This is a genomic window from Enterococcus sp. AZ091 (assembly GCF_051714805.1).
GTDB classification, from domain to species: Bacteria; Bacillota; Bacilli; order Lactobacillales; family Enterococcaceae; genus Enterococcus_D; species Enterococcus_D gallinarum.
Genome location: NZ_JBIOSO010000002.1, coordinates 174,326 through 200,419, shown reverse-complemented (window position 1 = coordinate 200,419; position 26,094 = coordinate 174,326). Strand labels below are relative to the sequence as shown.

The 26,094-nt window shown below is 39.7% G+C and carries 26 protein-coding genes; 2 read left to right on the top strand and 24 right to left on the bottom strand.

Annotation, left to right across the window (positions count from 1 at the left end; genetic code table 11):
- Positions 1–94: 94 nt before the first annotated feature.
- The 10 genes from IGJ28_RS13475 to IGJ28_RS13430 all read right to left on the bottom strand — a co-directional run bounded on the left by IGJ28_RS13475 (position 95) and on the right by IGJ28_RS13430 (position 9,191).
- Positions 95–1,249 (bottom strand): EndoS/ChiA family endoglycosidase, encoded by a 1,155-nt coding sequence (locus tag IGJ28_RS13475; RefSeq protein WP_252711577.1) that lies wholly within the window; start codon positions 1,247–1,249, stop codon positions 95–97.
- 252 nt (positions 1,250–1,501) lie between these two features.
- Positions 1,502–2,428, bottom strand: coding sequence for a LacI family DNA-binding transcriptional regulator (locus IGJ28_RS13470; protein ID WP_103300173.1), 927 nt, complete (start codon positions 2,426–2,428; stop codon positions 1,502–1,504).
- A gap of 190 nt (positions 2,429–2,618) precedes the next feature.
- Positions 2,619–3,284: an RpiB/LacA/LacB family sugar-phosphate isomerase gene (locus IGJ28_RS13465; RefSeq protein ID WP_252711578.1), complete on the bottom strand. Its 666-nt coding sequence runs from the start codon at positions 3,282–3,284 to the stop codon at positions 2,619–2,621.
- Complete coding sequence (locus IGJ28_RS13460) at positions 3,256–5,235, bottom strand: BglG family transcription antiterminator (RefSeq protein WP_253937979.1); 1,980 nt, start codon at positions 5,233–5,235, stop codon at positions 3,256–3,258. Before IGJ28_RS13460 ends, IGJ28_RS13465 begins: the two co-directional genes overlap by 29 nt.
- A 37-nt stretch (positions 5,236–5,272) precedes the next feature.
- Positions 5,273–6,157: a class II fructose-bisphosphate aldolase gene (locus IGJ28_RS13455; protein WP_252711580.1), complete on the bottom strand. Its 885-nt coding sequence runs from the start codon at positions 6,155–6,157 to the stop codon at positions 5,273–5,275.
- A 34-nt stretch (positions 6,158–6,191) separates the two neighbouring features.
- Entirely contained in the window at positions 6,192–7,304 is a 1,113-nt protein-coding gene (locus IGJ28_RS13450) for a PTS fructose transporter subunit IIC (protein ID WP_103300171.1), read from the bottom strand.
- Positions 7,305–7,325: 21 nt separating this feature from the next.
- Positions 7,326–7,634 (bottom strand): PTS fructose transporter subunit IIB, encoded by a 309-nt coding sequence (locus IGJ28_RS13445; protein ID WP_103300170.1) that lies wholly within the window; start codon positions 7,632–7,634, stop codon positions 7,326–7,328.
- 11 nt (positions 7,635–7,645) lie between these two features.
- A complete protein-coding gene (locus IGJ28_RS13440; RefSeq protein ID WP_005470450.1) occupies positions 7,646–8,110 on the bottom strand; it encodes a PTS sugar transporter subunit IIA in 465 nt (154 codons plus the stop codon).
- A 287-nt stretch (positions 8,111–8,397) separates the two neighbouring features.
- Positions 8,398–8,982, bottom strand: a complete 585-nt coding sequence (locus tag IGJ28_RS13435) for a hypothetical protein (protein WP_219645114.1) — start codon at positions 8,980–8,982, stop codon at positions 8,398–8,400.
- Positions 8,979–9,191 (bottom strand): helix-turn-helix transcriptional regulator, encoded by a 213-nt coding sequence (locus IGJ28_RS13430; protein ID WP_003125516.1) that lies wholly within the window; start codon positions 9,189–9,191, stop codon positions 8,979–8,981. Before IGJ28_RS13430 ends, IGJ28_RS13435 begins: the two co-directional genes overlap by 4 nt.
- A 242-nt stretch (positions 9,192–9,433) precedes the next feature.
- Here IGJ28_RS13430 and IGJ28_RS13425 point away from each other — a divergent pair, with 242 nt between their 5' ends.
- Positions 9,434–10,408 carry a S41 family peptidase gene (locus tag IGJ28_RS13425; protein ID WP_252711581.1) on the top strand — a complete coding sequence of 325 codons (975 nt, stop codon included), beginning with the start codon at positions 9,434–9,436 and terminating at the stop codon, positions 10,406–10,408.
- An 82-nt stretch (positions 10,409–10,490) separates the two neighbouring features.
- Here IGJ28_RS13425 and IGJ28_RS13420 read toward each other — a convergent pair whose 3' ends face one another.
- The 9 genes from IGJ28_RS13420 to IGJ28_RS13380 all read right to left on the bottom strand — a co-directional run bounded on the left by IGJ28_RS13420 (position 10,491) and on the right by IGJ28_RS13380 (position 21,755).
- Positions 10,491–12,830, bottom strand: a complete 2,340-nt coding sequence (locus IGJ28_RS13420) for an HAD-IC family P-type ATPase (protein ID WP_176333031.1) — start codon at positions 12,828–12,830, stop codon at positions 10,491–10,493.
- A 512-nt stretch (positions 12,831–13,342) separates the two neighbouring features.
- A complete protein-coding gene (locus IGJ28_RS13415; RefSeq protein ID WP_113849281.1) occupies positions 13,343–14,536 on the bottom strand; it encodes a MalY/PatB family protein in 1,194 nt (397 codons plus the stop codon).
- Entirely contained in the window at positions 14,529–15,569 is a 1,041-nt protein-coding gene (locus IGJ28_RS13410; protein WP_252711582.1) for a M42 family metallopeptidase, read from the bottom strand. The genes IGJ28_RS13415 and IGJ28_RS13410 overlap by 8 nt, the downstream gene beginning before the upstream one ends.
- Positions 15,553–16,635: a M24 family metallopeptidase gene (locus IGJ28_RS13405; RefSeq protein ID WP_252711583.1), complete on the bottom strand. Its 1,083-nt coding sequence runs from the start codon at positions 16,633–16,635 to the stop codon at positions 15,553–15,555. Before IGJ28_RS13405 ends, IGJ28_RS13410 begins: the two co-directional genes overlap by 17 nt.
- A gap of 233 nt (positions 16,636–16,868) precedes the next feature.
- Positions 16,869–18,218, bottom strand: coding sequence for a PTS sugar transporter subunit IIC (locus IGJ28_RS13400; RefSeq protein ID WP_003125508.1), 1,350 nt, complete (start codon positions 18,216–18,218; stop codon positions 16,869–16,871).
- A gap of 15 nt (positions 18,219–18,233) precedes the next feature.
- Positions 18,234–18,572, bottom strand: coding sequence for a PTS sugar transporter subunit IIB (locus tag IGJ28_RS13395; RefSeq protein WP_003125507.1), 339 nt, complete (start codon positions 18,570–18,572; stop codon positions 18,234–18,236).
- A gap of 25 nt (positions 18,573–18,597) precedes the next feature.
- On the bottom strand, positions 18,598–18,918 hold the full coding sequence (locus IGJ28_RS13390) for a PTS lactose/cellobiose transporter subunit IIA (protein ID WP_003125506.1): 321 nt from the start codon (positions 18,916–18,918) through the stop codon (positions 18,598–18,600).
- Positions 18,919–18,922: 4 nt separating this feature from the next.
- Positions 18,923–20,845, bottom strand: coding sequence for a BglG family transcription antiterminator (locus tag IGJ28_RS13385; protein ID WP_138371199.1), 1,923 nt, complete (start codon positions 20,843–20,845; stop codon positions 18,923–18,925).
- Between the two features lie 346 nt (positions 20,846–21,191).
- The gene (locus tag IGJ28_RS13380) at positions 21,192–21,755 is read right to left on the bottom strand and encodes a TIGR00730 family Rossman fold protein (RefSeq protein WP_003125504.1); all 564 of its coding nucleotides are present in this window, start codon (positions 21,753–21,755) and stop codon (positions 21,192–21,194) included.
- Positions 21,756–21,825: 70 nt separating this feature from the next.
- Here IGJ28_RS13380 and IGJ28_RS13375 point away from each other — a divergent pair, with 70 nt between their 5' ends.
- Positions 21,826–22,149 (top strand): MazG nucleotide pyrophosphohydrolase domain-containing protein, encoded by a 324-nt coding sequence (locus IGJ28_RS13375; protein WP_138371201.1) that lies wholly within the window; start codon positions 21,826–21,828, stop codon positions 22,147–22,149.
- Positions 22,150–22,485: 336 nt separating this feature from the next.
- Here the strand turns inward: IGJ28_RS13375 and IGJ28_RS13370 are convergent, their stop codons facing one another.
- The 5 genes from IGJ28_RS13370 to IGJ28_RS13350 are packed head-to-tail and all read right to left on the bottom strand — an operon-like array spanning position 22,486 to position 26,049.
- Positions 22,486–23,541, bottom strand: a complete 1,056-nt coding sequence (locus IGJ28_RS13370) for an SIS domain-containing protein (RefSeq protein ID WP_252711584.1) — start codon at positions 23,539–23,541, stop codon at positions 22,486–22,488.
- Between the two features lie 16 nt (positions 23,542–23,557).
- On the bottom strand, positions 23,558–24,355 hold the full coding sequence (locus IGJ28_RS13365; protein ID WP_103300160.1) for a PTS system mannose/fructose/sorbose family transporter subunit IID: 798 nt from the start codon (positions 24,353–24,355) through the stop codon (positions 23,558–23,560).
- Positions 24,348–25,133 carry a PTS mannose/fructose/sorbose/N-acetylgalactosamine transporter subunit IIC gene (locus IGJ28_RS13360; protein ID WP_003125499.1) on the bottom strand — a complete coding sequence of 262 codons (786 nt, stop codon included), beginning with the start codon at positions 25,131–25,133 and terminating at the stop codon, positions 24,348–24,350. Before IGJ28_RS13360 ends, IGJ28_RS13365 begins: the two co-directional genes overlap by 8 nt.
- An 18-nt stretch (positions 25,134–25,151) precedes the next feature.
- Entirely contained in the window at positions 25,152–25,634 is a 483-nt protein-coding gene (locus tag IGJ28_RS13355) for a PTS sugar transporter subunit IIB (RefSeq protein WP_060813842.1), read from the bottom strand.
- Positions 25,609–26,049, bottom strand: coding sequence for a PTS sugar transporter subunit IIA (locus tag IGJ28_RS13350; RefSeq protein WP_003125495.1), 441 nt, complete (start codon positions 26,047–26,049; stop codon positions 25,609–25,611). Before IGJ28_RS13350 ends, IGJ28_RS13355 begins: the two co-directional genes overlap by 26 nt.
- Positions 26,050–26,094: the final 45 nt, after the last annotated feature.

Below are 26,094 nucleotides of genomic sequence, written 5' to 3'. Positions count from 1 at the left end.
TCACTGCTAGTTGATTCTTATTGTTCACTGTCAACGCCTCCTATAATAATCAGATATTTACACATCATTTACGAAGAGTTTTTTTGCATAGAGTCTATTGTTCTGCTGCCATAAGCGCAGCTTCTTTCAATGGGTCATATTCAGGGCTGACCGCTTCTTCATACTTAGCAGCCAAAAACACTCGATTCACTTCATAATGAGAAGTGGCACGTTCGATTTGTTGACTTAATTCTTGAACTTGGCGATCGGAAAACTGGTCGTTCTTTCTAGCAAGATAATGTTTAGCAAAAGCTTGCGACTCCGCCAAAGAGTAGCCTTTTGATTCCAAAATCGCCGTTTTTGTCCAGAGAAAGTCCGTCTTCAACAACTGATCGTTTCTTCCTTGGATACCATCGCGGTCAATCGCATAAAGAAACATGCCTCCAGTTTCAGTTGTACGGACATAATTTGCGACACTATAGAGATTGCTGGACTCATAAGGTTCACGGGTATCTCCCCATGTTTGATTGGTACGTTCTTCAGGAAACGAGAGACCGACTAAATACTGAGACCGTTCGATACCTGTCTTTGAGAACGTGTTGTTCCATGAAGACTCCGCCCGCGTGGCATTCGATCCATATTGCTGTGCACCCAAAAAACTGAACGCTGATGAAACAGGAGTAAATGGCTCTAGGGAAAAGATATCTACAGTATCATAAATCAGCAGTGTATCTGTGTCTGACTTCGGTCCAATATAGTGTGAGAGGGCCTCGATCACCCCATGGGCGATTTTCAGTTGACTGGTAGTATAAGTACTTTCCATATCAAAATCAAGGCCATCAATTCCTGGTGTCATATATTTATCTAAAAGCTGCTTTGCATAATCGTTAAATTCTTTTGCTGTTGGTTGGCTCTGCGTTGTAGGAACTTTCAATAGTTCGCGATAATCTAATCCTCGTACAAGCTTTGTTCCTCGCTTGTGTAATTCTGGTGCATAAACATTGGCGACTTCATCAAAAAAGACTTTACTATCTGCATCACTCACATTTGCGTGGAACACATTGACCACATCAATACCATAAGGAATATCTGTCATTCGGATCTGATTATTTTGTTCAGATGGAATACTTTGATCTCTCCATGTGCGGTAATAGACCATAAATGTTTTTTCCGATTTCTCAATAGTCGTGGCAGATCCCTCAACCCCAAACAAAAACCCACAAAGCAACAACGAACTAGCGGCAAACAATCCCAAAACGACTTTTTTCATCAACATCCATCCTTTCAGAATAAAATTTGATACACTTTATGTTAGCGCTTACTTAATGAAATATCTAGGAACAAATTATAGGTATTTCATAACAAATTAAAGATTTTTCTTTAAAGTAAAAAAAGAATGCACTAAAAAATAGCAACAAAAGAAGCCCTCTATTCTCATGAGGGCTTTCTTATCCTTTTCTTGCAAAACGGCAGTCTCCTAAAAAAGAATGGTAATTTTGATAACACATTTTTAGAGCATTGCTTAACTGCGAACAAGCAATTCAAACGGTAAAACGATTTGTTCCCTACTCCGTTCCTGGAATAGACGGAACGCTTCTTGTCCACAGAGGTGCAAATGGAATTCAACGGTTGAAAAGTTCAGTAATCGACTGATCAGTAAGTTTTCTTGACCGATAATCAGAGGTGCTTTTCTTTCCCCATATTGAGACAATATTGTCGCTGCGATTTCATCTCCATTGGTAATGATCCCGTCAACGCCCCGGTCTTTGAAAAAAACAGCCGCAGCCTCGCCATCTTCTGCTTTGATACAATCCCAAAAAATGTCCTCTTCTGAAAACCCGGGAAAGAGCTCCTTTGCTTTAGCGATCGTATTGATCGAATTACAGCTGAGTCGTTTGCTGCGGCCAAGAGTCAAGCCTAACCGTTTAACGCCTTGTTCTTTAAGATAAAGGATGCTGGCTGTCACTGAGCCAACTTGATCGATCGTTACAAATGGGACATCCGTTCCGCTGGCATCTTCGCAAAAAACGATAGGGCCATTTTCAAGATAGGGGCGAAATGTTTCAATATGGTTGGCACGAGTGATGACAATCAATCCATCGAACCCTTTGGCAGCGAACTCTTCTAAATAGTCCTTCTCCAAGGCTTTATCGAAATTAGTTGGTAAAAGCGTCACCTTATATTGTTGCGCAAATGCTTCTTCCATAATGCCATTTAGTATTCTATCGAAGAAGGGATGGTTGACAAATGGTACGATGACTCCCACATTGAATGTTTTTCCTGAGCTTAGTTTCTGAGCGATCTTATTCGGCTTATAGTTCAGTTCTTTCATCATGGCTAAAATGGTTTGACGCTTTTGTTCTTCCACATACGGATGGCCGTTGATAACCCGGGAAACCGTAGTGATGGAATAACCAGTCATTCTTGCAATATCTCGAATCGTTGCCATAAACAGTTGCTCCTTATGCTATGTATTTTCACTGCTGCTTTATCTTCCTCTGTCTAGTTGTAGTCTACCATAAAAGGAATATAAAGACAGAATGTGGGGATGAAAAGGAAGATTTCTCTACCATAAGTGATAGACAAACAACCCGAAGTAGTTCTCCCTACTTCGGGTTGTTGATTACTCTTCTTCATTCCTATCTCATTTTTTCTATAAAGGCTTTTATTGAAGGATTTTGGCAGCCAGCGTCAAAACATTCCAAAAAACGTGGGGTTAACGCGGTGCGAACCAAAGCTGGATCCAGTGCTTTCAAACCTGACAGTAGTGGTTTTGCCATCACCTGTTTTACTTCATTCAATATTTCTGCATTGCGATTTTGTGATGCTTTCCGTTCTTTAGGATACCCATTTCCTTTGTTAGAACCAAAAGCACGGTCGAAGATTGTTTCCAGGTTTAGCTCTGCGCCCCAGCCGAATCCTTTAGCATAAGGCAAAGACAGGGCATTACCATTATTGATTTGCAAAAAAAGATATGCGTCGGTTGGTTCGATACAATACCCGCATATCACACCGGGATAGGCATTTAGAGACATTAATGCGCCTTGTCCAGTGCCGCAGCCAGTCACAATAAAATCAATCGCTCCTGAATGAAGCAGCAGTGCCGCTTGAATACCTAAATGAATATAAGTCAAACGTGGATTGTCTTTGCTGTAAGCTTCTGGCAGATCTTCTGATAATAAAGGTTCACTCATGCCAACATTATAAACCTCATGACCATATTTGTTGCCGATTGTTGTCAATTCATTTAGGATAATTGGATTCTTTGCTGCCTGACTAAATTCGTTCAAAAGTGCGATTTTCATTCTTTTCCACCTCATTTATTTTTAAAAAAAGATAATTGAAAGCTGCCAAAGCGTTTTTTTTCGTTTTAAAAGCGGCCATTAGTGAGTCGTTTTCTGTGAAATCGGTTAATTCCCGATAAAAATGTTTGTTCTGTCTAATTTCAATCGGGGTCTGCATTCTAGTGGCCAGTAAAAAGACCGTGTCCACCATTTCATCCTCGTACCAAAGAATTGGTTCTTTCAAAACCATTATTGCTACTTTAGGTTCAAATACTTCTGTCATACTTCCATGTGGAATCGCTGTATGATGACCGATACAGGTAGTTGTCTTTTGTTCCCTTTTCCAAACCGTCAGATAGAAATTTGGCGATACAAACCCTAAACTTTCTAGTTGATTGGATAAAAATGTCACGACTTCTTCTTTGTTTGTATATGTTTGATTTACGAAGATCAATCTTGGATCCAGCAACGGCTTGGATGCATCGGAAAAAATAGAGATTGATCCAGGTACAATTCCCCAACGAGAAAGAGCCGTTCGAATATTCACAAGATCTTTGTTTGAAGGAAGATAAGAAATCGGAACTGCAGTGACCGAATCTACTGGAACCATCGTTAAATAAAGGACATCTTTTCTGGTAGAGTCAATTTCTTCTTCTCGTATAATATAAATCTCTTTGATTTCTGGAATATTTTTTTTAATATATTCAGTGGCAAACAAACTTTGGGAACGGCCTCGATCCGTTACTAAATAAGCATCAACTTGACTTTGATTTCTCAATATAGCGGCTTCGATATACAAAACGATGTAAGCAATCTCATCTTCGGTTAACTGTACATTATAGTAGTCCTCAAATAATTGACTTGTTGACCAAACACTCAAAAAGACGCGACCATAGAGTTTTTTCAAGTCTCGGGTCAATTCAGATGAATTTTTGTGCCCGTATTTCATTCGAAAAATAGCAGAACGAAGATGGTTTGTCAGTTCTTCTTCCAAAATTTTGTCTTCCGTCAATGGCTGTTGCAAAATTTCTGAAATAGATGAAATGATTGTATGAACAAATTCAAGCAAATCGTTATCATACTGATTTTTTAAATTAGTGAGTGCTGCCGAATCCTTCCAGCGCAATTTATTTGATACAAGAATTTCCGCAGTAAGTATTCTTTTATCTACCTCATTGAATGTTCCGAATCCTCTTTTTTCTAATCCACGATAAAGGGTTTCAACAAAACTATATTCATTGGTGTATTCTCTTTCAAAATCATCAATCGTTGGCATATCAGAGGCATAAGAAAATCTTCCAACGCTCAAAATCAGCATGATTCGTATTTTGATAAATGAGGTATTAGAAAATTTGATTTTCCAATCACTTTCTGCTTTTCGAATAATCTCAGAGATTTCTTCAACAGATATTCCTCTGGCAAATCGTTGCAAAACAACAGTTTGTTTTTCATCTTCTTGCAGAAGGATCGCATCTCGAATCGCTACCCGTTTTGAATATTCATCACCTACCAAAGTAAGTCCTTTTCCGGGAATCGTTTGAATCATAATATGATGATCAGCAAACCATTCTTTCACATGACTCATTAGTTTTCTGAAAGTAGGTATACTGACATATAATTTTTCAGCTAATTCTACTTGAGTGATAAAGTGATTACTCGCCCTTTCCAACAGCAAACAAATTAATGTCCATTCATCATTTTGGGAAATTCCTTCAGGTATAGAAAAATCACTAAAATGTTTTAATAACTGGTTTTGTTTATTTGGATAGAGAACAAATAAGATCCCTCTACCAGGCTTCGTATCAATTCGTCCAAGTTTATTTTCTACCAACAAATCATCGATTTGGGCGATTTTCCTCCGAATCGATTTTTCAGATTTGCCAACATATTCAGCTATTTTTTTGATAGAGGTCTCCGGATTTTTCTGAAGAAAACGTAAGATCTCTCTCTTTACTAATTTGTCTTTTATCAAATCCAAAGCCCTCCTATCAGATTCTGCCTTTCATCAACTATTCATGACCCGTGTAAGTAACCTCGCCGAAAATATAACGATCCTTTGAGCCGATTACCTCAATGTAATCTTTCACAAATTGCTTGACTCCTGCTTCATCAGCCATACATAAATGCATATAATCCGTTTGCTCGTCTTTTTTTAGTTCTCTCATCATGGCTTCTTTTGCAACAGTGAACGCATCTGTAGCCACATTGATTTTATTGATTCCTAAAGAAACTGCTTTTCTTAAATTGGCTTTCCCGCAACCACTTCCTCCATGAAGCACTAATGGCATCTGCAACGTTTCTTTTAACTCTGCTAAACGCTCAAAGTCTAGTTGTGGTATTTTCCCTTTGGGGTAGTTGCCATGTGCGGTACCAATCGCAACAGCTAGAGCATCAACATCTGTTTTTTGAACAAAGTGTAATGCTTGTTCAGGATTTGTGTAAAGATCCATATTTGCATCATCTTCGTTCAACGCTTGTCCTACATGTCCTAATTCTGCTTCAACAGAACAGCCAACACTATGTGCAAGACTGCAGACCATTGCCGTCTTTTGCAAGTTTTCTTCATAAGACAGGCTTGAACCGTCAAACATGACATTTGTAAAGCCTTGATTGATACATTCAGCAATGACTTGGAAGTCCATGCCATGATCTAGATTCAACGCAACAGGAATAGTAACTCTGGCTGCCAGTTCCTTGATCAATGGAATCATTTCTTCTTTATGTGCATGATTTTTCATTTGACCAGGACCGAATTGAATGATGATCGGTGAACGCTGTTCTGCGGCTGCTTCGATTCCTGCACGCGCCATTTCAATATTGATACTATTCATCGCCATCACACCATAATAATTTTTATTGGCATCTTCTAAAATTGATTTCATACTTACTAACATTGTTGTCCCCCTCTTCTTCATATGATCGCGTTTCTTATTCTTCTAAAGTAATGTCAAAATCGAAATCGTCTGTTTCACTGTTTTCTACTGTTTCAGTTTCTGCTACCGTTTCACGTTTGATGACCGCATAGACAACGCCGGTAACAACTGAACCGATCACCAGAGCTACAACGAACATTAATGGATTCGTCATCATTGGTATCACAAAAATACCGCCATGAGCCGCAACTGATTCCACGCCAGATCCTACCGCTATTGCTCCAGCAGTTGCAGATCCTAATACGGAGCTGATGATGAAACGAACTGGATCTGCTGCCGCAAATGGCAGTACACCTTCGGTTATAAAACATAATCCCATTGGAAAAGCAGCTTTAGCGGTATCGATTTGTGCTTGTGCAAATTTTTTTTTGGCTAACAAAGTGGCAATGAATGCCCCGATTGGCGGTGTCATCCCTCCAACTAGTTTAGCCGCCATTGGACCGTTGATTCCATCTGCTCCTAATGCATTGGCTGCCAGTGAAGCAGTTTTATTGATAGGCCCGCCTAAATCAAATCCCATGCAGGCACCGATTACCCCACCGATCACAGACTTTGCTCCGCCATTCAGCGCAATGATCCATTGTTGGAATCTATCCATAATGAAAGCTAACGGTGGCGAGAAAATCATTAGAAACAACATCCCACTAACTAAAGTAACTATTACTGGGATAACCAAGACCGGCATCAAGCCTTGCATCCAACTTGGGACTTTCCATTTTTTCACCCAATTCACACCATAACCAATCACAAAAGCGACCAGCAAGCCCCCTAAAAATCCGGCTTTTGTTTCATTAGCGGTATATCCTAAAATAAGTGCTGGTACAATAGCTGGCCGTCCAGCAATGGAATAGGCGGTGCCAGCAGCCATAACCGCAACCGCAAAGGCCATGGCATAGGAACTCAGCTTGTTGACTCCCCACCAAAAACCTGTCCACGTATAAGGATCCATCTCAGAAAACGGCGTGACTCCCGGTTGAACTAAATCTCCAATATTGTATCCGCCAAACCCTTTTGCTAGTGCCCCCAAAATACCACCGGCTACAATGATCGGAATCATATACGAAATTCCTGTCATTACGTGTTTCTTTACCTCAAATTTCCCCTTCATGTATGCTACTCCTTTCCTTGATCATAAGCCTAATTTTTCATGAATTTTCTTGATTACACCTTCTGGTGATTTCATGATCATTGCTATGGGAATGTCAATGACTTTTTTCCCTTTGAATCGTTCCCGAGATACGCCAATATCCGTAGCTAGCAACACGATATCTGCTTCACGAATATCTTTTTCAGTTAATTCATTTTCTACCCCAATCGAACCTTGCGTCTCAATTTTCACATCATCCCCAGCTTTTATGGCAGCTTTCTCAATTTTTTCCTTTGCAATATACGTATGCGCGATTCCTGCTGTACAAGCAGTGATTCCAACTATTTTCATTTTCTTCCTCCTTAAATCTTTAATCGATCGATAACCTCATCAACTGAGTGGGTTATTTTTAATCGGTTTAATAGTTCATCATCACTTAATTTTGCTGCAACCTTACTCAACAATTGCAGGTGTAATTTTGCACCAGATACATCGTCCGGAACCGCAAACAAAAAGAAAAAATTAACTGGTTGATTATCGTAAGATTCCCAGTGGATCATTTTGTTTGTTTTACCGATTGCGATTCCAGCTCGCATGACCGAATCTGATTTTCCATGGGGAATTGCCACGTTATTCCCCATTCCTGTGATCCCTTCTGCCTCACGCTCGTATACAGAGGCAATAAAATCGTCAAGTTTGCTGAGATAATTTTCTTTGTACAATAGAGTAGCTAATTCACGAATCACTTCGTCTTTTGTGCTGGCTTTCATATTTAGATCAATAACATTCCGATCAAATATTGTTTGATTTTCATTGACTGTTTCCATTCTTTCGCTCCTTCCATCTCTTATTACACTAAGAATAACAGAAAAAAAGAAAGCGCTTTTAAAGAAATTGGAAAGAGCATTGTGGAATTTTTTTCTTTGCTGTTCAATCATGACTTTCAGATAATTAGACCTGGGCATTTATAAGTAAAAAAATTTATAGATAAAAATAAAAGCCCAAAATTTTTTGGGCTTTTCGGGTTAGTAGATTTCTAATATTATAAAATTAATTATTGATGGAGAAGAACATAAGCCAAGGAAATAGGTACCCTAAGTATAATAGTATAATTCTAAGCCTTATTTGCTCTTTCCTTAAACACATACATCCAGCCCGTTAGGCTAATCACTAAACTGGCTAAAACAAGCCAAAACCCGGAATCAATGGTGATTCTCCCCTCTGCAACTAGCTTCTGTGAACCAATGACCATGTCGCGGCAGTAAAGAAACGTACCTCCTGCACCGATAAAAAGAAAGACGCTCAAGATAGTATAGACTTCTCCCTTCCTTGCATTGTGTCCAAAAAAACTGCCACTCAACATTTGATAGCCTACTATCACACTACCTACGATCCCCATGAGGAAAAACGCAAAATCACTAGGATTACTGAAAAAACCAGGCATAGTAAATAATAATATAAATCCAACTTTCAATCCCCACTTATAGCTATTGCTTTTCAACTGATTCTGCCGTTCATCATAAGACTCTTTTTCCATTCTACTCACTGATCGAAGAAGTAATCCATACAAGAGATAAAAGCCAAGAATAAATAAGACTCCAATAAACCAATAGCCTACCCAGGTAAAGAAAATCAAATTTGCTGCTACCCACAGCACGTGTAATACTTTCTCAAAAATACTTGCCCACTTGTTTTTCATTCGTTTGTGCCTCCAGTCAATTTAAACAGCTCCTCCACTGATAATTTAAAATAATGAGCAATCCGTAATGCCAACTCTAATGAAGGATTGTATTTGTGGGTTTCGATGGCGTTGATCGTTTGACGAGAAACGCCCATAATCGCTGCTAATTCGCCTTGTGATAATCCTTGTTCCTCACGTATGCTTCTTAAACGATTGATGACTGGCATCTTCTCACTCCTGTCAAGTTTCCTTTACATAGAAGTTACCATATTTCACAGCTTGTGTAAAGGTTCCTTTACATTTCCGATTTTCGATAAAATCCAATCTATCCTCCAAATACAAACTTATTCCTTCAAATGTTAGATATAGCCCCTCATTAGTAACAAAATAACTTATCATTCTATTTTGACAATATAATCTGTTAAAATGAATGAATCCCACCTATAAAAAATTGATTGGAGTGTATGAGATGAAGAAAGTATTAATCGCTCTTTTTTCCGTCGGTGCAATTTTAGGACTGTCGATCCATTTCTTTGGACTACAGATCGGACTCGCACTTTTTAATAAACCGATCTATATGATTCCACCTTCCGTCTATCGATTAACAAAAGATGCATTAACAATTATGGAGAATTATGGAGTATATGCAAAAGAGACCGGATTTGAGAAAGAAATACCAAACTATCTAGCTCAAGTCAAAAAAGACGATACGTTTGATGATGTTGTGCCCATGCTCAATGAAGCCATAAAGGAAGCTGGTGGTGATCATTCAGCTATTATTGAAGTCCAAGAGGATAAAGCGCCACTTTTCAATCCAGCTCTGCTTACTTTCCCTAGAATCTTGGCAGAAGACAACATTGTGACCCTCCTTTTGCCTTCATTTCCTGCTAGTGATGAAGAAAATGTGCACACTTACGTTACTACAGCACTCGAACAACTTTCCAAGATTTCTGATCCCAAAGGTGTCATTATTGATCTACGAGGGAATACCGGTGGCAATATGATGCCTATGTTAGGGGCATGCGCTCCTTTCTTTAAAGAAGGTAAACTATTCGAATTTACTTCTCCTAACAAAAAAATCCCCGTCTTCAAGAAAGACGGGAAAATATGTTTTGAAGAAGATAATTTAAGTCTACCAACTAACTTAAACTTTCATCACTTGCCTATTGCTGTCTTAACAGATCATCAGACTGCTAGTTCAGCTGAAGTTCTACTGGTTGCTCTTTTAGGACAAGACCATGTTTCCTCTTTTGGAGAAGAAACAGCTGGTTATGCCACAGGGGTTTCAATGATTCCTCTTTATGGAAAATACGCTTTGTCCTTAGCAGGTACAAAAATCAAAGGTTCCAATGGGATACTGTATGAAGAAAAGCCAATTCTTCCTGATGTCATAACTGACCACCCGGAAGATGCTGCACTAAAATGGCTTAAATCCATTCATTAACCAGCAATTTGAGAAAAGCCTTACTAAATCCTTAGATTCTGATCTACTCTATCTCAGCGCCTTCACTAGCGCTGTTTTCAAGTTAGGATTTTTGAAGGACACCTTTTTTAGCATAGCGCCGAAAAACACGATGGACCAGTTTGCTCGCTAATCGTTGGATAAAGACGGAATAGTTGAGTAATGCGACCAACAAAATCAAATTGATATAGGTCGTATTGCCGAGATTAAATAGATCTCTTCCGACAATCAATGCGATAAAGTAGAGAAGCTGTGTGCCGAAGAAGACAAATGTTCGGTACTTGCTGTTTGGCGGATAAATTTTCCGCTGGATCAAGATGTAATTCCATGCAGTAAAAATCACACACATGATCGATAAAGCTTGACCACTGCTGCCGAACAAGTGCCCGATATTAATAATAAGTAATGTTCCAATTGCGATTGACAGCGAAGCCGGGAAGGCATTTTTGAAAATAGTAGACAAAAAGGCGCCTTTGATCCGATTGAAATCCGGTTCGAAATTCAACAAAAAGGTAGGAATGCCTACAAAACAAGCATTGATGATCGTAAGTTGGATCGGTTCAAAAGGATAAGCGGTCCCCGATAACAGTGTTCCCATAGTGATCAAGATGGAGAAAAGCACTTGAACCAAAACGAGCGACCCTGAGCGGGTAATATTATTGATGACTCTTCTCCCTTCATCCAGTACCGAAGGCAGCGCCGAAAACTGGTTTTCCAGCAGAACTAAATTTGCCACTTGTCTTGCTGCATCGACTCCTGATGCCATTGCGATCGAGCAATCGGCTTCTTTAAGAGCTAGGACATCGTTGACCCCATCTCCTGTCATAGCAACCGTATGATTCATTTCTTTTAAATAAATCACCATTTCTTTTTTTTGCTGTGGAGTCACTCTACCAAAAATCTGATAGTTGCCGACTGCCTCTTTCAGTTCTTCGGAGGTAAGCGTCGAAACATCGATATAATCAGACGCTCCGGGAAGATTGACTTTTTTGGCGATTTGACTAACCGTGACCGGATCATCGCCAGAGATGATCTTGCACTGAATAGCTTGGGATCTGAAATACTCTAGAGTAGCTTTGGCATCTGATCGGACCGTATCCGATAATAAGAAAAATCCTAAAGGTTCAATCGTTGCAGGCAACTCATGATTTTCGCAAGTCTGGGGGCTATGTGCCAATACAATGACCCGATACCCTTGTTCAGCCAGCGCTCGTTCTTGTTTTAAAACAGGGGCATGCTCGTTGGATAAAAGAATAGAGGCCGCACCAATAAAGTAGGTCCCTTTTCCTTCAAAAGAAACACAACTGAATTTTCGTTCCGAAGAAAAAGGCACGACATGCTGCATCGCATACGTTTCCTTCTCTGGAAAGAAGTCTCTTAATGCCATGGCCGTTGGGTTCTTGTCCGGTAAATGTGCCAGTAGATTTTGCGTGATCTCTGTCATTTCTTCTTCTGAGGTAAAAGGGATCACTTTCTCTACTGTCATTTGTCCTTCTGTGATCGTTCCCGTTTTATCTAAGCAAAGAACATCCACTCGTGCTAACGCATCGATACAGTTAAGCTCTTGCACCAAGACTTTTTTTCGTGCCAGATAGACGGCACTGATGGTTAAGGTCACACTCGTCAGTAAAAATAATCCTTCTGGAAACATTCCTACAGCTGCGGCGACAGTTCGCAAAATGGCTTTGTTGAAAGAGGCATGTGTAATAAAATATTGTTTAAGGAATAACAACGTACACAATGGAATCAGAATCATACTGATCCAGCGAATGACTTTGTTCAGACTTCCTTGAATCAAGTATTTTTGTCGCTTGATCGTTTTCGCTTCCTTATTGATTTTTTCAATATAATTTTCTTCGCCGACGTGGATGACTTGGCAAAGTGCCTCACCGGCTGTGACAAAGCTGCCTGAAAACAGTTCAGCATCAGGTTCCTTACTGATGCTATCCATTTCTCCTGTCAATAGCGATTCATTCACTTCCAATGAACCTTCGATGACTTTGGCATCTGCCGGAACTTGGTCACCATTCTTCAATAACAGAATGTCATCTAGGACTAATTTATGGATCGGCAATGTTTCTAAATTGCCATCACGATACACATTGACTTTGGCAACTTTTAACAGCGCCAGTTTATCAAGGGTTCGCTTCGAACGGATTTCTTGAAACATGTTAATGATCACATTACTAAAAACGACAAAAACGAATAAGCCATTCTGATAAGAACCAGTTAATGCCACTAAGAAAAAGAGGAGGCTGTTGATCAGATTAAAAAAAGTAAAAACATTTGTAAAAATGATTTTCGGATACGAATTCGTCTTATCTTTCTTTGATTTGTTGACTTCTCCCCGTTGAATCCGTGCTTTTACCTCTGCTGAGGTTAATCCATGTTTGTTTTCGATGATGTCTCACCCTTTCTTCTTATCATTTGTCATACTCTCATTCCATCTTACGTAAGAATGGCTGGTTAATCTATAGGACTTCCGGTTGGTTTTTGCGGAACTTTTATTTTTTATAGTCTAAAGAATAATTTATCCTCTCATAAAAGATGACCTAATTGTGTAAAATATAGCATAATATGCTGCTGCTTGGCGTTTCATTTTTGTCACTTCACTGTCACGCTTTGGCATAATGTTCCTTTCTGACCTCGTTTGTTTAGTACTTGAACATTCAGCAACCTTGTTCTATCAACGATACTCGTAATCCCTTTCTGCTAAAATAAATAACTAGAGAGGTATCATCTTTTTTGCGGGTTGTTTTTTATCTTTAGAAATTCTAAAGGGTTGGAATGAAAGTTAAAAGAGCACGCTTCGACAAAAAAGGCTCAAAAACTTTGATAAAAAGTTTTTGAGCCTTTAATGATTTCCGTTTTTTTGATCAGTAAATTTTCATTCACAAGTATCCTATGACGCTCTGACTAATTCAAATGTTTCTGATCCAAAGAGTCAATGGCATGCATGAGACCTTCCAACCCAGCAATGATTTTCTCTTTTGGTGCACCTAGATTAAACCGCAGGTAAGTCTTACCTTCTGGTCCATAAACCTCACCATTCATGATCGCGATTCTTTCTTGTTTTACCAGAACACTTTGCAATTCATCCATACTATAAGGTAAATCTTTTATGTTGATCCAGCCTAAGTAGGTTGCTTCTGGAATAGTGAAATGAATTCGCGGATCAGCAGACAGTATCTTCTTTGCTTCGAAAAAGTTCTCGTCGATTGTTTGATTGAGTTCAACGGCCCATTTCTTTTGATTCCGATAACAGTCCATTGTCGCTAGTAGTGCAGGATATGGAATCGACGATAGACCATCTCTTGCTTTCAATATCGTCAAAAATCTTTCTCGTAATTTTTCATCCAAAAAGATAGCATAAGAGCCACCCAGTCCTGGCGTGTTGAACGTCTTTGATGCGGAGGATAGCAAAACTGCAGGCACCTCTATTGAATCAATAAATTCTAAGATAGGTCGATGTTTTTCTCCTGGGCGCCGGACATCCATATGGATCTCATCACTCAAGATAGCGACGTTATGCATTTGGCATAGCGAAACCAAGTTGGATAGTTCTTGATCAGTGAACACTCGGCCAGTTGGATTGTGCGGATTGCATAACAGAAAAATTGCTGGTTTTTCGATGGCAAATACGTTGGCTAAAGCATCAAAATCAACCGTAAACCGTTCCCCATCATTGGTTAAGGAAAATGGGATCAACTTCCGTTCGTTACCGGCGATACAATGATAAAAGGCATCATAACACGGGGTAAATGTTACTACTTTGTCTCCTTTTCGACTTAATAGTTGGATGCAAAGAGATAAGCTATAAATGACACTTGGCGAGTAGACACACCAGTTTGGATCAATCGTACAATCAAATTCCTGCAAAAACCAATGGCTGATGCTCTGCTTATAATCAAGATGGTTCCAGCGTGTATAACCGAAAAAACCTCTAGTCACAGCTTTAGCCAATACTTCTTTGGTTCCATCAGGGATCATAAAATCCATATCTGAGATTGAGAAGGGCAATAGCCCTTTTTCTCCGAAACGATCTTGGACATAATCCCACTGGGTCGAATACGTGCCGTAGCGAGAGCGCTGTTCTTTAAAGTTACTCAAGATCGATCCCTCCTTCATCCAAGGAACGAATAACCGCAGAAATCAACTCGATCGTCGCTTCAACGTCATTGATGTCCACGATGGAATGCCACGAATGGCAATAGCGAACCGGCACGCAAAAGACTAGGGTTGGTTTACCGGCCTCTAACTGAACCGAACCAGCATCCGTTCCACCTCCGGCTAACAAATCATATTGCCAAGGAATTTGATTGCTTTCAGCAACTTCCTTGCAGTAATCCAACAGCTTTATATTTCCTAATGCGGTTTTATCGGCCAGAACAAGACCTGGACCTTTGCCTTGAATACGATTAGGATAGTCCGCAGCTTTTGGCGTATCTTTCCCATTGGCTACATCAATAACGATATTGATATCGGCATCTACTTGCTGCGCGGCAACTTTCGATCCTCGTGTCCCAGCCTCTTCTTGAACAGTCCCCACACCAATGATTTCGACATGTTGCGTTTTAATCTGATTTTTGATCTGAGCCATGATCGTACAGGCAACACGATTGTCCAATGCTTTACCAATAATCTTCTGCTGATTAAAACTTTTCTTGGCTTGAGTATTTGGCAAAATCATATCACCAATCTGCAAACCAGCAGCTTCCAATTCAAGTTTTGATTTGGCCCCAAAATCTATATACATCTCACTGATTGGTACTACTTCCGACATTGCATGCGTTGATTTTGGTAGTGTTCCCACCACACCTTCTATGATAGAGCCGTTTTTACGACAAGTTGCTCGCACTTGCTGCCCCAAAATGACATGCCCCCACCATCCACCAATCGGATAGAAGTAGACAAAGCCTTCCTCTGTGATACGGTGGACAAAAAAACCGACTTCATCCATATGGGCATAGAGTGCGATTTTTTTCTTTTTTGTTGTCAAATCTCCAAAATAGAGGTTTCCAAATGAATCTTTGATACCATTCGAATCAATGATCGTCATCAGCACCTCTTGCACTTGAGACTCTTGACCAGGCAGTGCATCTAAATTAGAAAGACGCATTAATAATTTATCGGTTGCAATCAATGGTTATCCACTCCTTACTGAATTTCGTCAAAAGTTCAGCATTCCCCAGATCATTTACTAATACATCGTCCTCGATGCGAATACCGAATTTTTCTTTCGGGAAATAGACTCCTGGCTCAATTGTGAACGTCATATTGGCTTGAATTGGCAACTCATTTTGGGGTGCTAGGGCCGGATATTCATGACAAGAAAGACCAATGCCATGTCCCAAATTATGACTAAAATGATCCTCAAGGCCCTCTTTCCTCAGTGCTTGTCTTGCAACTTGATCAATCTCTCCTAACGTTTTATTGAAAGAAACCTTTTGAACAGCTGATTTTTGAGCTGCCAATAGGATCTCATAAGTTTCTCGAATCTCGGGTTTTACTTCGCCAAAGCCTATCGTCCGTGTGATATCCGAATAATACCCGTCGTAGATCGTTCCAAAGTCAATCATGATCAGCTCATTCGCTTCAAGTTTTTTCTGACTAGCATGGGCATGAGGCAACGCGGTACGCTCTCCAGAAGCGACGATTGTTTCAAAAGCCGGGCCTTCGCTACCTAATTTCTTGCTACGATAATCGAGTTCATTCGCTAAGTCTAGTTCTGTCATCCCTACTCGAATCATTGGCATGATCCGTTCTAATGTTTGATCGGCAATCTGCGCCGCCTGTCTGAGGGCACAAATTTCTTTAGATGATTTGATCATTCTTAAACTTTCCACCATGTTTTTGGTGGCGATTAGCTGACCATTGGCCTCCTTCATTAAAAAGTGAAGTTCAGTAAAAGTCTGATAGGAAATGGTTTCCGCCTCAAAACCTACCTTCAGTCCTGCAATAAATGGTCGCATTACTTCGATCAAATGACTTCCAATCGGGATCTCACAAATTTCCACACCAGTTGTTTGTTGAGACGCTTGTTCTGTATAACGACCGTCCACAAACAAAATTAATTTATTTTCAGTAACTAGTAGTAAGCCGTTTGACCCCGTAAATCCGCAAAGATAGCGACGATTCGTTTTATCTGTGACTACAAGTCCGGATAATTTTTTTTCCGCTAGTTTTGCTCTTAATGCATCGATCCTCATCTATTTTCCCCTCATTCCTTTTCTAACCTGAATCATCTTTAATAGTTGATTCTCGTCTCAAGGGTAAACAATATACTCAGAATAGTAAAAACGGGGCACAAGTTCACAAGATAAGTGATGACCGATAGAATGGTTTCTTTTGCAAGAGGACTAGTACCCCAATTTACCAGACAAGATTCCCCACACTATTGTTTATCCGCTACTTGTTCTAACTTATGCCCCAGCCCCTTTGGCTAGAAATCAATATCTGTTAAGTATTGTTCATCTTCATCTGAGATGACTGAGTTGCCTTTTTCTGCTTCTAATAATGCTTCCCGCTCGAATTCTTGTTTCTCCAATACTTTGAAGAATGGCAAATATAAGCCAAAAGATAAAGCGACTTGAATCACTTGAATGATGACTGCTCGCCAATCGAATCCTGTGAGAAACCCTTCCATAAATATTGGCACATAAGGCGGATCAAAAATCGGGTAGTTCAGTAAACCTAGTTTCATACAAATCATTGGGAACATTCCTACTAATGCCCCACCAAAGATAAATGGAATCATCAAAACTGGATTCAAGATGATCGGCACACCGAACAACACAGGTTCATTGATACCAAACATGGAAGGGAGTAAAGCAACTGCCCCTACTTTTTTGTATCGTTGTGACTTACTGATGATCATTGCTAAAACTAAGCCAATCGTCACACCAGAACCGGTAAAGTTGGCAAAGGCCGATAAGGTACCATTCGTAATGACATGGCGTAATGGTTCTCCCGCTTCGTGCGCTGCAATGTTCTCGGACAAATATTGCACTGCGATTGGTGAAAGAATCGGGGAAAGAACCGCTGAATGGATACCAAAAAACCAGAAAACCAACCGTAAAACTAATACTAGATAAATCACCCATAGCGAATCTAGACTGCCAATAGCCGGTGCTAAAATATCCATGATGACTTGCGGTAAAAGAACACCCCCAGATAAACTATCGGTAACCGCACGGATCACAATAAACAGAACCCCGATAGCCGCAGTGGGCGTGATCAATTCGAAAGAACTGGAAACAAAATCCGGAACCCCCTCTGGCATTTTGATCACCAACTTGTGCTTCGTGAAGAATTGGTAGAGTTTGACCGAAATAATCGCTATGAAAATTGCAGTAAATAAGCCCTTAGAATCAAGATAGCTGGCGACGATATTGCCGTTGTCATCCACATCCATTGCTACAATCAAAAAGGCAATTGCTGACAACATCATTGATCCCACTGTATAAAGTTTATAGTGTTCACTTAAGAAATACGAAATTGCTAGAACTGCATACAAACCAACTAACCCTAATGAAACTTTTGAAATAATCCCAAAAATATAACCGTAGCTTTCAAACCAATTTGCAACTCCCTGTGTAGTAATGAACTCAGGAATAGACGGAAAAATTGCTGCAACAGACCCTAATAATAGCACTGGTGTCATTACGACCATTCCTTTTTTGATCGCAGTCAAGTAAGCATTACTATCAACTTTATTAGCAACCGGCACCAATGTTTTACGAATAAATGCTTCTACTTTTTCAAAAGCACCCTGTTTTTTTGGACTTTCCATTTTTTTCACTCCTAATTATTGAGTTTTCAATGCTTCATTCTTACGATATGCAACCAACGCTTGTTTCATTACCGTAGCCCCATCCATGGACCCATAGATATCCGACGTTAATAAAACAGTTGGTTTGTTCACTTTATCTGCTTCCCCTTTAATGAAATCATATTTGTGACTCAATTGTGGCCCAACTAAGATGACATCATAGTCATTGATATAGCGTTCCAATTTGTCGACACCGATTGCCTCCATTGGATAGTCTTTTTCATCTAAGCTTTTTGATTCTTTGACAACTTTTTTCATTGACTCCATCATCATTGTCGTTGAGAAGCCTCCTGCACAAACAAGCAATATTTTCATGTTTCTTTCCTCCTACTTTTTTTGATTACTTATTTTCTTCGCTTTTTTCCTTTAACATACCAATCATTTCTTCAATCAAATCGCGTGCCAATAAGCTTGTCATTAAATGATCCTGCGCATGAACCATTAATAGACTAGTTTCTGTTTTCTCGCCATTCAGTTCACCGGTAATCAACTTTGTCTGGACATCATGGGCATCAATACTCCTTTCTTTGGCTTCTTTCATTTTTGCTTCTGCCTGTTCAAAATCCCCTTTACGGGCGAATCTTAGCGCTTCAAAAGCTGCTCCTCGCGAATCTCCTGCTGCAGAGATGATTTTAAAAATATCAACTTCTTTTTCGTTCATTGTTTCATCCTTCTTTCATTAAACTTTGTATATAAGACTTAAAGTCTTGAAAATTCGTGATTTTGGCTAGTTGATTGTCTAACGCTTGGTCTTCCATCATTTTGATCATCAATCGACTGATTTCTTTATGCAGATTTAAATGATCTTTCTTGATATTGATCAAGAAAATAACCTTGATTTCTTTTTTACTGTACCAAATTGATTTTCTTAACAAAATGACATCGATGACTTCCCTGATCGCTGCCTGCTCCATAGGATGGGGTCCTGCGATACCATTTTGATAGATGGTATCGATCATTTTTTCTCTCTCAAGAACACTGTGCTTAAATCCCTGCTCGGCCCACCCATCTTCTAAACGAGCCGCTTCGCTTTCTAGTAGTTGCAAATAATCTTCTGATTCCGTATCAATTTGAAACCACTGAGGATCAAATAAACTGAGAATAAACTGGTGTACATCAAATACTTTATTTTCCGATTCCCGCAATAGGCTTAAATCTTTTTCGATTTTATTGATTTCTGCCCGATTTAAAATCGTTTTTGTGTAGATGATAGGGATAGCAAACTGTTCCTGATCCAGAGGAACAGTGGAAATCAGTAAGTCAAAACTTTTATCAATCTGATCAACTTCGTTCAAAGCAAATGTGGTGACTTCAGCATTGCTGAAAAGCCGCTCTAAATTAACTTTCAATAAATAAGAAGCACCGCCACCCGTAGAACAAATGACAGCTATTTTTTTATAATCATCGATTAACTGATTCGCCTGCTTCTCAAGACTAGCTGCGAAATAGATAGCAACGTAGCCTATCTCATCTTTGCTGATATCTGCGTCCAAGTCCTTGTTTAATTCACTGATGAACACCATCGCAACGTTGAATACATTGGCATATTGCGTATAAATGTCATCAATGATCGGATTATCTAGTTGATGTCCGGTATACAGTCTTTGAAGTAATGGAGCGACATGCATCAACAGGGCATTACCTAATTCTTGATCTGTTCTAAACTGTGTATGGTAACGTAAATCGACAAGCTCTAGTGTTTTTTCAATTGCTTGTTTCAATTGCTGATTACTGGTTCGATCATCAAGGACCGAAAATTTTCCTCTCAGTTGCTCATGCAAATAATTTTTTTCCATAGTAGAAAAAGTAATGGGATAAGCCGTTTCCAAATAGGAGACCAAATCTTCTGTTAAAAGGTCATACTTATCGGTTGCTGTCCTTACGGTTCGTTCGTCATTCGTTAAAGTATTATTTTGTGTGATTCGAAAAACAAGCAATCGAATATGCTGTATGATATTCTCAAAAACAATATCGCTCGCTTTAAGTTGATGCTGTTGCAACTTTTCTGATAAACAGGAACGTAGCGCCTCTTCATCAAAGACGAAGTGAAAAGCTTTATATCGTTCCGTCAGGACGGGTGTATGGATAATGTTGCGAATCAAATAAAGAATTGCTTGTCTTTTCTTCTCTTCAGTCCCGACAATCTTCAAACCATAATGTGCTTTGCTGAATAAAGTTAATCCGTAGTCCTTGCAAAACAATTCGACTTGTTTGATATCTGCTTTAACTGTTGAAAGACTTACCTCTAACCATTCTGAAATCTGCTGCATCGTAATGTATTCTTCATGAAACAGCAGGAGAAGTTCGATATTCTTAATTCGTTCTTTCGGGTTCCCGTTATCGATCTTTTCTTGACGTTTTGCATGAGATAAAAATCTTAGAAACTTTTTTTTATCAGAAATTTCCAGTTGATAGCCTGCCGAACGAATCCGCTCTATTGAAAATCCTTCTGTTCGTCCGATATCTCTTAACCACTTGATATCATTAGCCAAGGTCCGCTCAGAAATCTGAAATTCAGCGGCCAATGCCTTGGGAGCAATTGCTTGCTTCTTTGCATATAAGTATTCAACAATTTTTTCTTGTCGCATAATTTCCTCCCGCCTTCACATAAACTATACAATGTAAGCCCTTTACTTAAAATGGCAACTTTTTCCGATAAATGATGCAAGAATAATCTGATTCAAAAGAATAACCACTTCCTTCTACGAGCAAACGATTCGGTTTACATAACCGGGATCGATCGATATTTTTCTGAACACTGCTGATCCTGCATCATTTAAGCTGTTAGCCTCATTCAACTACTCCATTCGCATTCTAAAAAAGATAACTAATATACAAAAACAAGCCAAAAGCCTCGTTACAAAGCTGTTGGCTTGTTCAATACAGAACCATTATTGATCGAATCGATTCTTCTATTTTTGATCAAGTATACTTCTATTTATACACCCTAATCGCAGGAGGCACAAAATCAGTGACAAATGCGTTGATTTCGGCAAGTGATTCGGCGAAAAGAATTTTGTCGAAGTCTTCTTGGGTCAAGAACCCTTCTGTTACCATTGCCTGGTATTGTTGTTTCAATGGATCAAAAAAGCCGTTGAAATTGATCAGCACACATGGGTTGGCATGTTGCCCGATCCTGCCCCAAGAGATGACTTCTGTAATTTCCTCAATGGTTCCCGGTCCTCCTGGCAATGCCACATATAAGTCAGCCAGCTCGATCATTTTTTGTTTTCTTTCATGCATATTCGAGACAACGATCAGTGACGTAAGATTCTCTTTTGCTAATTCTCGTGCCACCAAGAATTCTGGTATGATGCCTGTTACTTCACAATTTTCTTCAATAGCGGTTTCGGCAATTATCCCCATCAATCCCGCATTACCGCCTCCATAGACAAGGTTATACTGATTTTCACCTAGCCATCTACCTAATTCTTTGGTGATTTGCTTGTATTCTTCTGAACTTCCGATACTTGCTCCACAATAGACTGCGACATTCATTCTCAAATGATCCCCTTTCGATCTGATTGCACTTCATGTTATTATAGTCGAGAAATAAGGAGGGCTCAATATGAAAATCAATGAATACAACTCATGGGTGATCGACTTTTATAAAAAACGGAACTGGTATCAATATGATCCTTTTATTCGTGTTGGATTTCTTACGGAAGAAGTAGGAGAACTATCCCGGGCCATTCGCGGCGTCGAAATTGGGCGAGATCGACCTGATGAGTCTGCAAAAGATCAAGCCTACTATCGAGAGAATTTGATGGAAGAACTTGGCGATGTCTTTGACAACGTATTGATTCTCGCAGATAAATACGATATTGCTCTCGAAGACATTATGAGTCATCATAAAGCAAAACTGGAAGAGCGATTTAAAGAGGAAGGATAGCCTAGCTGCTAACTATCACTTATATTTCTTTTCCTACGCGTTATCTTGCGTTATCCTAAGTTGTGCGCCCAGTTGATCACCTGTCATTGTCAACGAGTTAGCTAGGGGAAAAATATTGTCAGATTTCCTAGTCTACTTGAAGCAAAAAAAAGGGACTGTGCCATAAGTCTCCTACAAGTAACACTAGCCGAACATTAATGATTATTGCTCCTGCGGTGCAGGGACTCCTCGTCGCAAAAGTCAGAGGAATCTATCCTAGCAACAGACTATTATTCGGTTTAACTTGTTGGATGATGACTTATGTCACAGTCCCGTATTATAAATCATTATTACAGATCAACGATTGAATTTTTTGCTGCCTAATTTCATATGAAATTGCGGATCTTTTGGTGTGGAAGGATCGACACCTCGCAAATGAGGAATTTCTCCACAGATCAATTGCAATAAGACAATGAAATTGAACGTCATAAACTCTGGATCGGTGGTTACAGGTAAGACCAGATCTGCTGCGTCTGACTCATAAGTCGTAATCAGAAAAATAGTATCCGACCATTCGGACAAAACTTCTTTCATTTTCTCAGACCTTGGCTCATCGCCGTTGTCTAAAATAAAGACCATCGAATCTTCATTGATCGCATTATAGATGCCATGAATAAACTCTTCAAATTCATATCCACTCACCGGACAACGCATCGTCTCTAACAACTTCAGGGCACTTTCTAAAACATCTCCATAAATAGCTGCCGGACCAGTCACACGGATTTCTTTTGCAGTGACTAATCGTTCCTGATTTGCAGAAATCCATTTTAATGAAGTCTCATAAACAGCTTGGAACTGTCCAGCAGCAGTTTTCACCCCTTGGATCTGTTGTTCAAATGTCTCTTCAGAAATCGTTCCTTGCTCAAGTCCCAGATAGAGAGCAAGTAATAATAGATTCAGCTTTGTACAATAAAAGCCCTTTGTTTTTGCCCCTGCTTTCTCAGGTCCACAATGGACAGTCAGAATAAAATCAGCCATTTCATCAATAAATGCTTGTTCTTCTCCTGCCATGGAAGCAGTGATACAACCTTTGCTTTTCGCTAGTTTCATAGCGTTGTAGGTGGAAAAAGAGCTACCTCCTTGAGAGATTCCGACAACTAATGTCTGTTCATTATCACTCAGAAAAGTCTCTTCAGTGATCGTGAAAGGATAGACCGCTCTTACTTCAAGTTGTAATAGTTTTTGCATTTGCGGAGCCATTTGCAACGCGGAATGATAGCTCGTTCCAGACCCTGTCAAAAAAATCCGAGTGATTTTTTCTTTTTTGATACTTGAAAAAAGACGGTCTCCTTTTTCGATAATTTCTAACAATTTACTTGGTGTCTCTTGTAAATACTCTTGAATTGATGCCATTTTTTCTCCTCCAATATTATAGAATGCCAATCAAATGAACAGCGATCCCAAAAATAATAATGCCGATCGTAATCTTAGTAATGCTCGCTTTTTTTAGCAGCTTATAAATGCCAAAGGTGAAGGCTAGCGGCAGCATCTTTGGTAATATCTGATCCAGTATATCTTGAACCACGATTTCTGCTCCGCTGATATTCCACTTTAATGGAGTCGTGATATTCAGCATCGTCGCCACCATACCTCCAACAACACATAATCCAACGATCGTTGCTACTGCCATAATTTTATCCATCAAGCCCTCTTTTTGGATACGGTCCAACGAATTGACTCCTACTTGATACCCCAGTTTCAATCCAAAGATCCGAACCAATAGATTTGGCAAATTATACAAAACTAAAAACAGCAATGGACCAAAAAGATTGCCATCTTTTGCGATCGATACACCAATACCGGCAGCAATGATCCGAACAGTTCCCCAGAAGATCGAATCACCGATCCCAGCTAAAGGCCCCATCAGTGATGCTTTGACAGCGTTGATTGATTGGACATCAAAAGCCGGATTGTTCGCATTTTCTTCTTCCATCGCTGCACTGATCCCCATAATCGTTGGTACTACCGCTGGTGTCGTGTTGAAAATTTCCAAGTGGCGTGTGATTGCTGCTGCTTGATCTTCTTTATTCCTATAGAGCTTTTTGATGACTGGCAGCATGGCATACATGTAACCGACATTTTGCATCCGTTCGTAGTTAAACGCACCTTGAAGAGCAAAGGACCGCCAGAATACACTTTTTAGCTGCTTCTTCTCAATCTTATTCAAAATCGATCTCTCCTTCCGTCAAGTTATCTGGGACACTGGGGATAGACTCTTTCTTCTGTTCAATATAGAAGTGCAAGATCACTGCGATACAAGCACCGATTAAAGCAATCGCAGTAATATTTAGTCCTCCGTAGGCAGCTGCTAAAAAGCCCAAGAAAAAGAAGGGCGCCATTTTCTTTGAAAAAAGCATGTCCAGCAACAAAGCAAATCCGATGGCAGGAAGCAGATTTCCAGCTACAGATAACCCGTCTAATATGACATTTGGAACAGCTTCGATCATTCCCGTTACCTTATCCGCACCTAATAAAATAGCTAAGAAGGTTGGTAGAAATGTACTTAAAAAGAACAAACCAACTGGAATCCACATACAAAAGGCTAATCCTTTGTAATTTGCTTCTTTCGCATAGCTATCTGCTTTGTGGGTAAAATAAGCATTGATGATCCGAACCAATACGCCTAAAGATTGCGCTAAAACTGCGATCGGCACAGCTAATGCTAAAGCTACTTCAACACCGCTATTAGACAAAATCGCAAATGCTGTTCCTAAAATCCCTCCTGTCACCACATCTGGCGGTGTAGAAGCCCCAATACCGGCGATCCCCATCCAGATCAATTCAAGTTGCGCCCCAATGATAATTCCATTCTTTACATCGCCTAAAACCAATCCCACCAATAAACCGGTAACAAGCGGACGATCAAACATCATCTGACCAAATATTCTGCCATCCAAGATACCGATTCCAGCAATTAACCCTAACATTATTGCTTGAGCAACCATCGTGTAACCCTCCTTCTTCTAAATGTCAAAGTCCGTCAACAATTTCTTTTTATCTCTAGGCAGCATCCGAAATTCTACTTGGACACCGGCATCCTTAATCGTTTTTAAGTTAGCGATATCCTTTTCGTCCACTGCCACTAGATCCGTTAATTTCTTTTTCCCCTCGCCATAACGCAAGCCCCCAACATTTAATGTGGTAATTACCCCACCTGAAGCTTCGACCAATCGGCGAGCGTCCTCGGTCGTCTTAACTAAAACTAAGACATTACTCTTTTTTGATGATGCAAATTTTTGAACGATTTCTCCGGATTCCGCTACTCCTCGAATGTATAGAACAACATTGGAAGGTTTCGCCAAATTTAAAGCCATAGATTTCATTTGATCATTTTTGGCATCGTCATTTACCACTAAAATCGTATTGATCCCTAAGGCCGTCGTCCAGCCAAAAGCTACTTGGCCGTGGATCAACCGATCATCAATCCTCACTAAAGATATCGTCATTGTTTTGTCCTCCTTGCTGTTTGATTAGTTGATTAATGTGTAAAATTCCTTTCTTCCCTTCTTCTATTCCCCTAAGTACCCAATCCTCAACAGATAGCTCAGCTGTTTCCTCTGAGAGTATGAGAGAAAGTAACATAGGTAAATTGACACCGGTGATTAACTGGAATTCATATCCGTTTAATAAATGATTGGTAAATAGATTTGCCACACTTCCCCCAAAGACATCTGTTAGGACGATCAACGTCTGATCTTGATTCTGCTCTAAGTAAGCAGTCATCTCTGCTTCCGCATCATCACTCGATTTTTCTTTGGTCATTGAAAAACAATCGATCTCGATATCTTCACCAGCAATCAATTTCAAACTATCAATAATCCCTTTAGAAAATGTGCCGTGGGTTGCTACTAAATATTTCATCTCTTTTCCTCCTCACTACACTTTTTTATAATGCAAAAAGCGTGC

Coding starts and splice junctions, on each gene's coding strand:
- IGJ28_RS13475 (WP_252711577.1), bottom strand. CDS start 1,249: ATGAAAAAAGTCGTTTTGGGATTGTTTGCCGCTAGTTCGTTGTTGCTT.
- IGJ28_RS13470 (WP_103300173.1), bottom strand. CDS start 2,428: ATGGCAACGATTCGAGATATTGCAAGAATGACTGGTTATTCCATCACT.
- IGJ28_RS13465 (WP_252711578.1), bottom strand. CDS start 3,284: ATGAAAATCGCACTTTTGAACGAATTTAGTCAGGCAGCAAAGAATCCA.
- IGJ28_RS13455 (WP_252711580.1), bottom strand. CDS start 6,157: ATGTTAGTAAGTATGAAATCAATTTTAGAAGATGCCAATAAAAATTAT.
- IGJ28_RS13450 (WP_103300171.1), bottom strand. CDS start 7,304: ATGAAGGGGAAATTTGAGGTAAAGAAACACGTAATGACAGGAATTTCG.
- IGJ28_RS13445 (WP_103300170.1), bottom strand. CDS start 7,634: ATGAAAATAGTTGGAATCACTGCTTGTACAGCAGGAATCGCGCATACG.
- IGJ28_RS13440 (WP_005470450.1), bottom strand. CDS start 8,110: ATGGAAACAGTCAATGAAAATCAAACAATATTTGATCGGAATGTTATT.
- IGJ28_RS13435 (WP_219645114.1), bottom strand. CDS start 8,982: ATGAAAAACAAGTGGGCAAGTATTTTTGAGAAAGTATTACACGTGCTG.
- IGJ28_RS13430 (WP_003125516.1), bottom strand. CDS start 9,191: ATGCCAGTCATCAATCGTTTAAGAAGCATACGTGAGGAACAAGGATTA.
- IGJ28_RS13425 (WP_252711581.1), top strand. CDS start 9,434: ATGAAGAAAGTATTAATCGCTCTTTTTTCCGTCGGTGCAATTTTAGGA.
- IGJ28_RS13405 (WP_252711583.1), bottom strand. CDS start 16,635: ATGAGGATCGATGCATTAAGAGCAAAACTAGCGGAAAAAAAATTATCC.
- IGJ28_RS13400 (WP_003125508.1), bottom strand. CDS start 18,218: ATGGAAAGTCCAAAAAAACAGGGTGCTTTTGAAAAAGTAGAAGCATTT.
- IGJ28_RS13395 (WP_003125507.1), bottom strand. CDS start 18,572: ATGAAAATATTGCTTGTTTGTGCAGGAGGCTTCTCAACGACAATGATG.
- IGJ28_RS13390 (WP_003125506.1), bottom strand. CDS start 18,918: ATGAACGAAAAAGAAGTTGATATTTTTAAAATCATCTCTGCAGCAGGA.
- IGJ28_RS13385 (WP_138371199.1), bottom strand. CDS start 20,845: ATGCGACAAGAAAAAATTGTTGAATACTTATATGCAAAGAAGCAAGCA.
- IGJ28_RS13380 (WP_003125504.1), bottom strand. CDS start 21,755: ATGAATGTCGCAGTCTATTGTGGAGCAAGTATCGGAAGTTCAGAAGAA.
- IGJ28_RS13375 (WP_138371201.1), top strand. CDS start 21,826: ATGAAAATCAATGAATACAACTCATGGGTGATCGACTTTTATAAAAAA.
- IGJ28_RS13370 (WP_252711584.1), bottom strand. CDS start 23,541: ATGGCATCAATTCAAGAGTATTTACAAGAGACACCAAGTAAATTGTTA.
- IGJ28_RS13360 (WP_003125499.1), bottom strand. CDS start 25,133: ATGGTTGCTCAAGCAATAATGTTAGGGTTAATTGCTGGAATCGGTATC.
- IGJ28_RS13355 (WP_060813842.1), bottom strand. CDS start 25,634: ATGACGATATCTTTAGTGAGGATTGATGATCGGTTGATCCACGGCCAA.
- IGJ28_RS13350 (WP_003125495.1), bottom strand. CDS start 26,049: ATGAAATATTTAGTAGCAACCCACGGCACATTTTCTAAAGGGATTATT.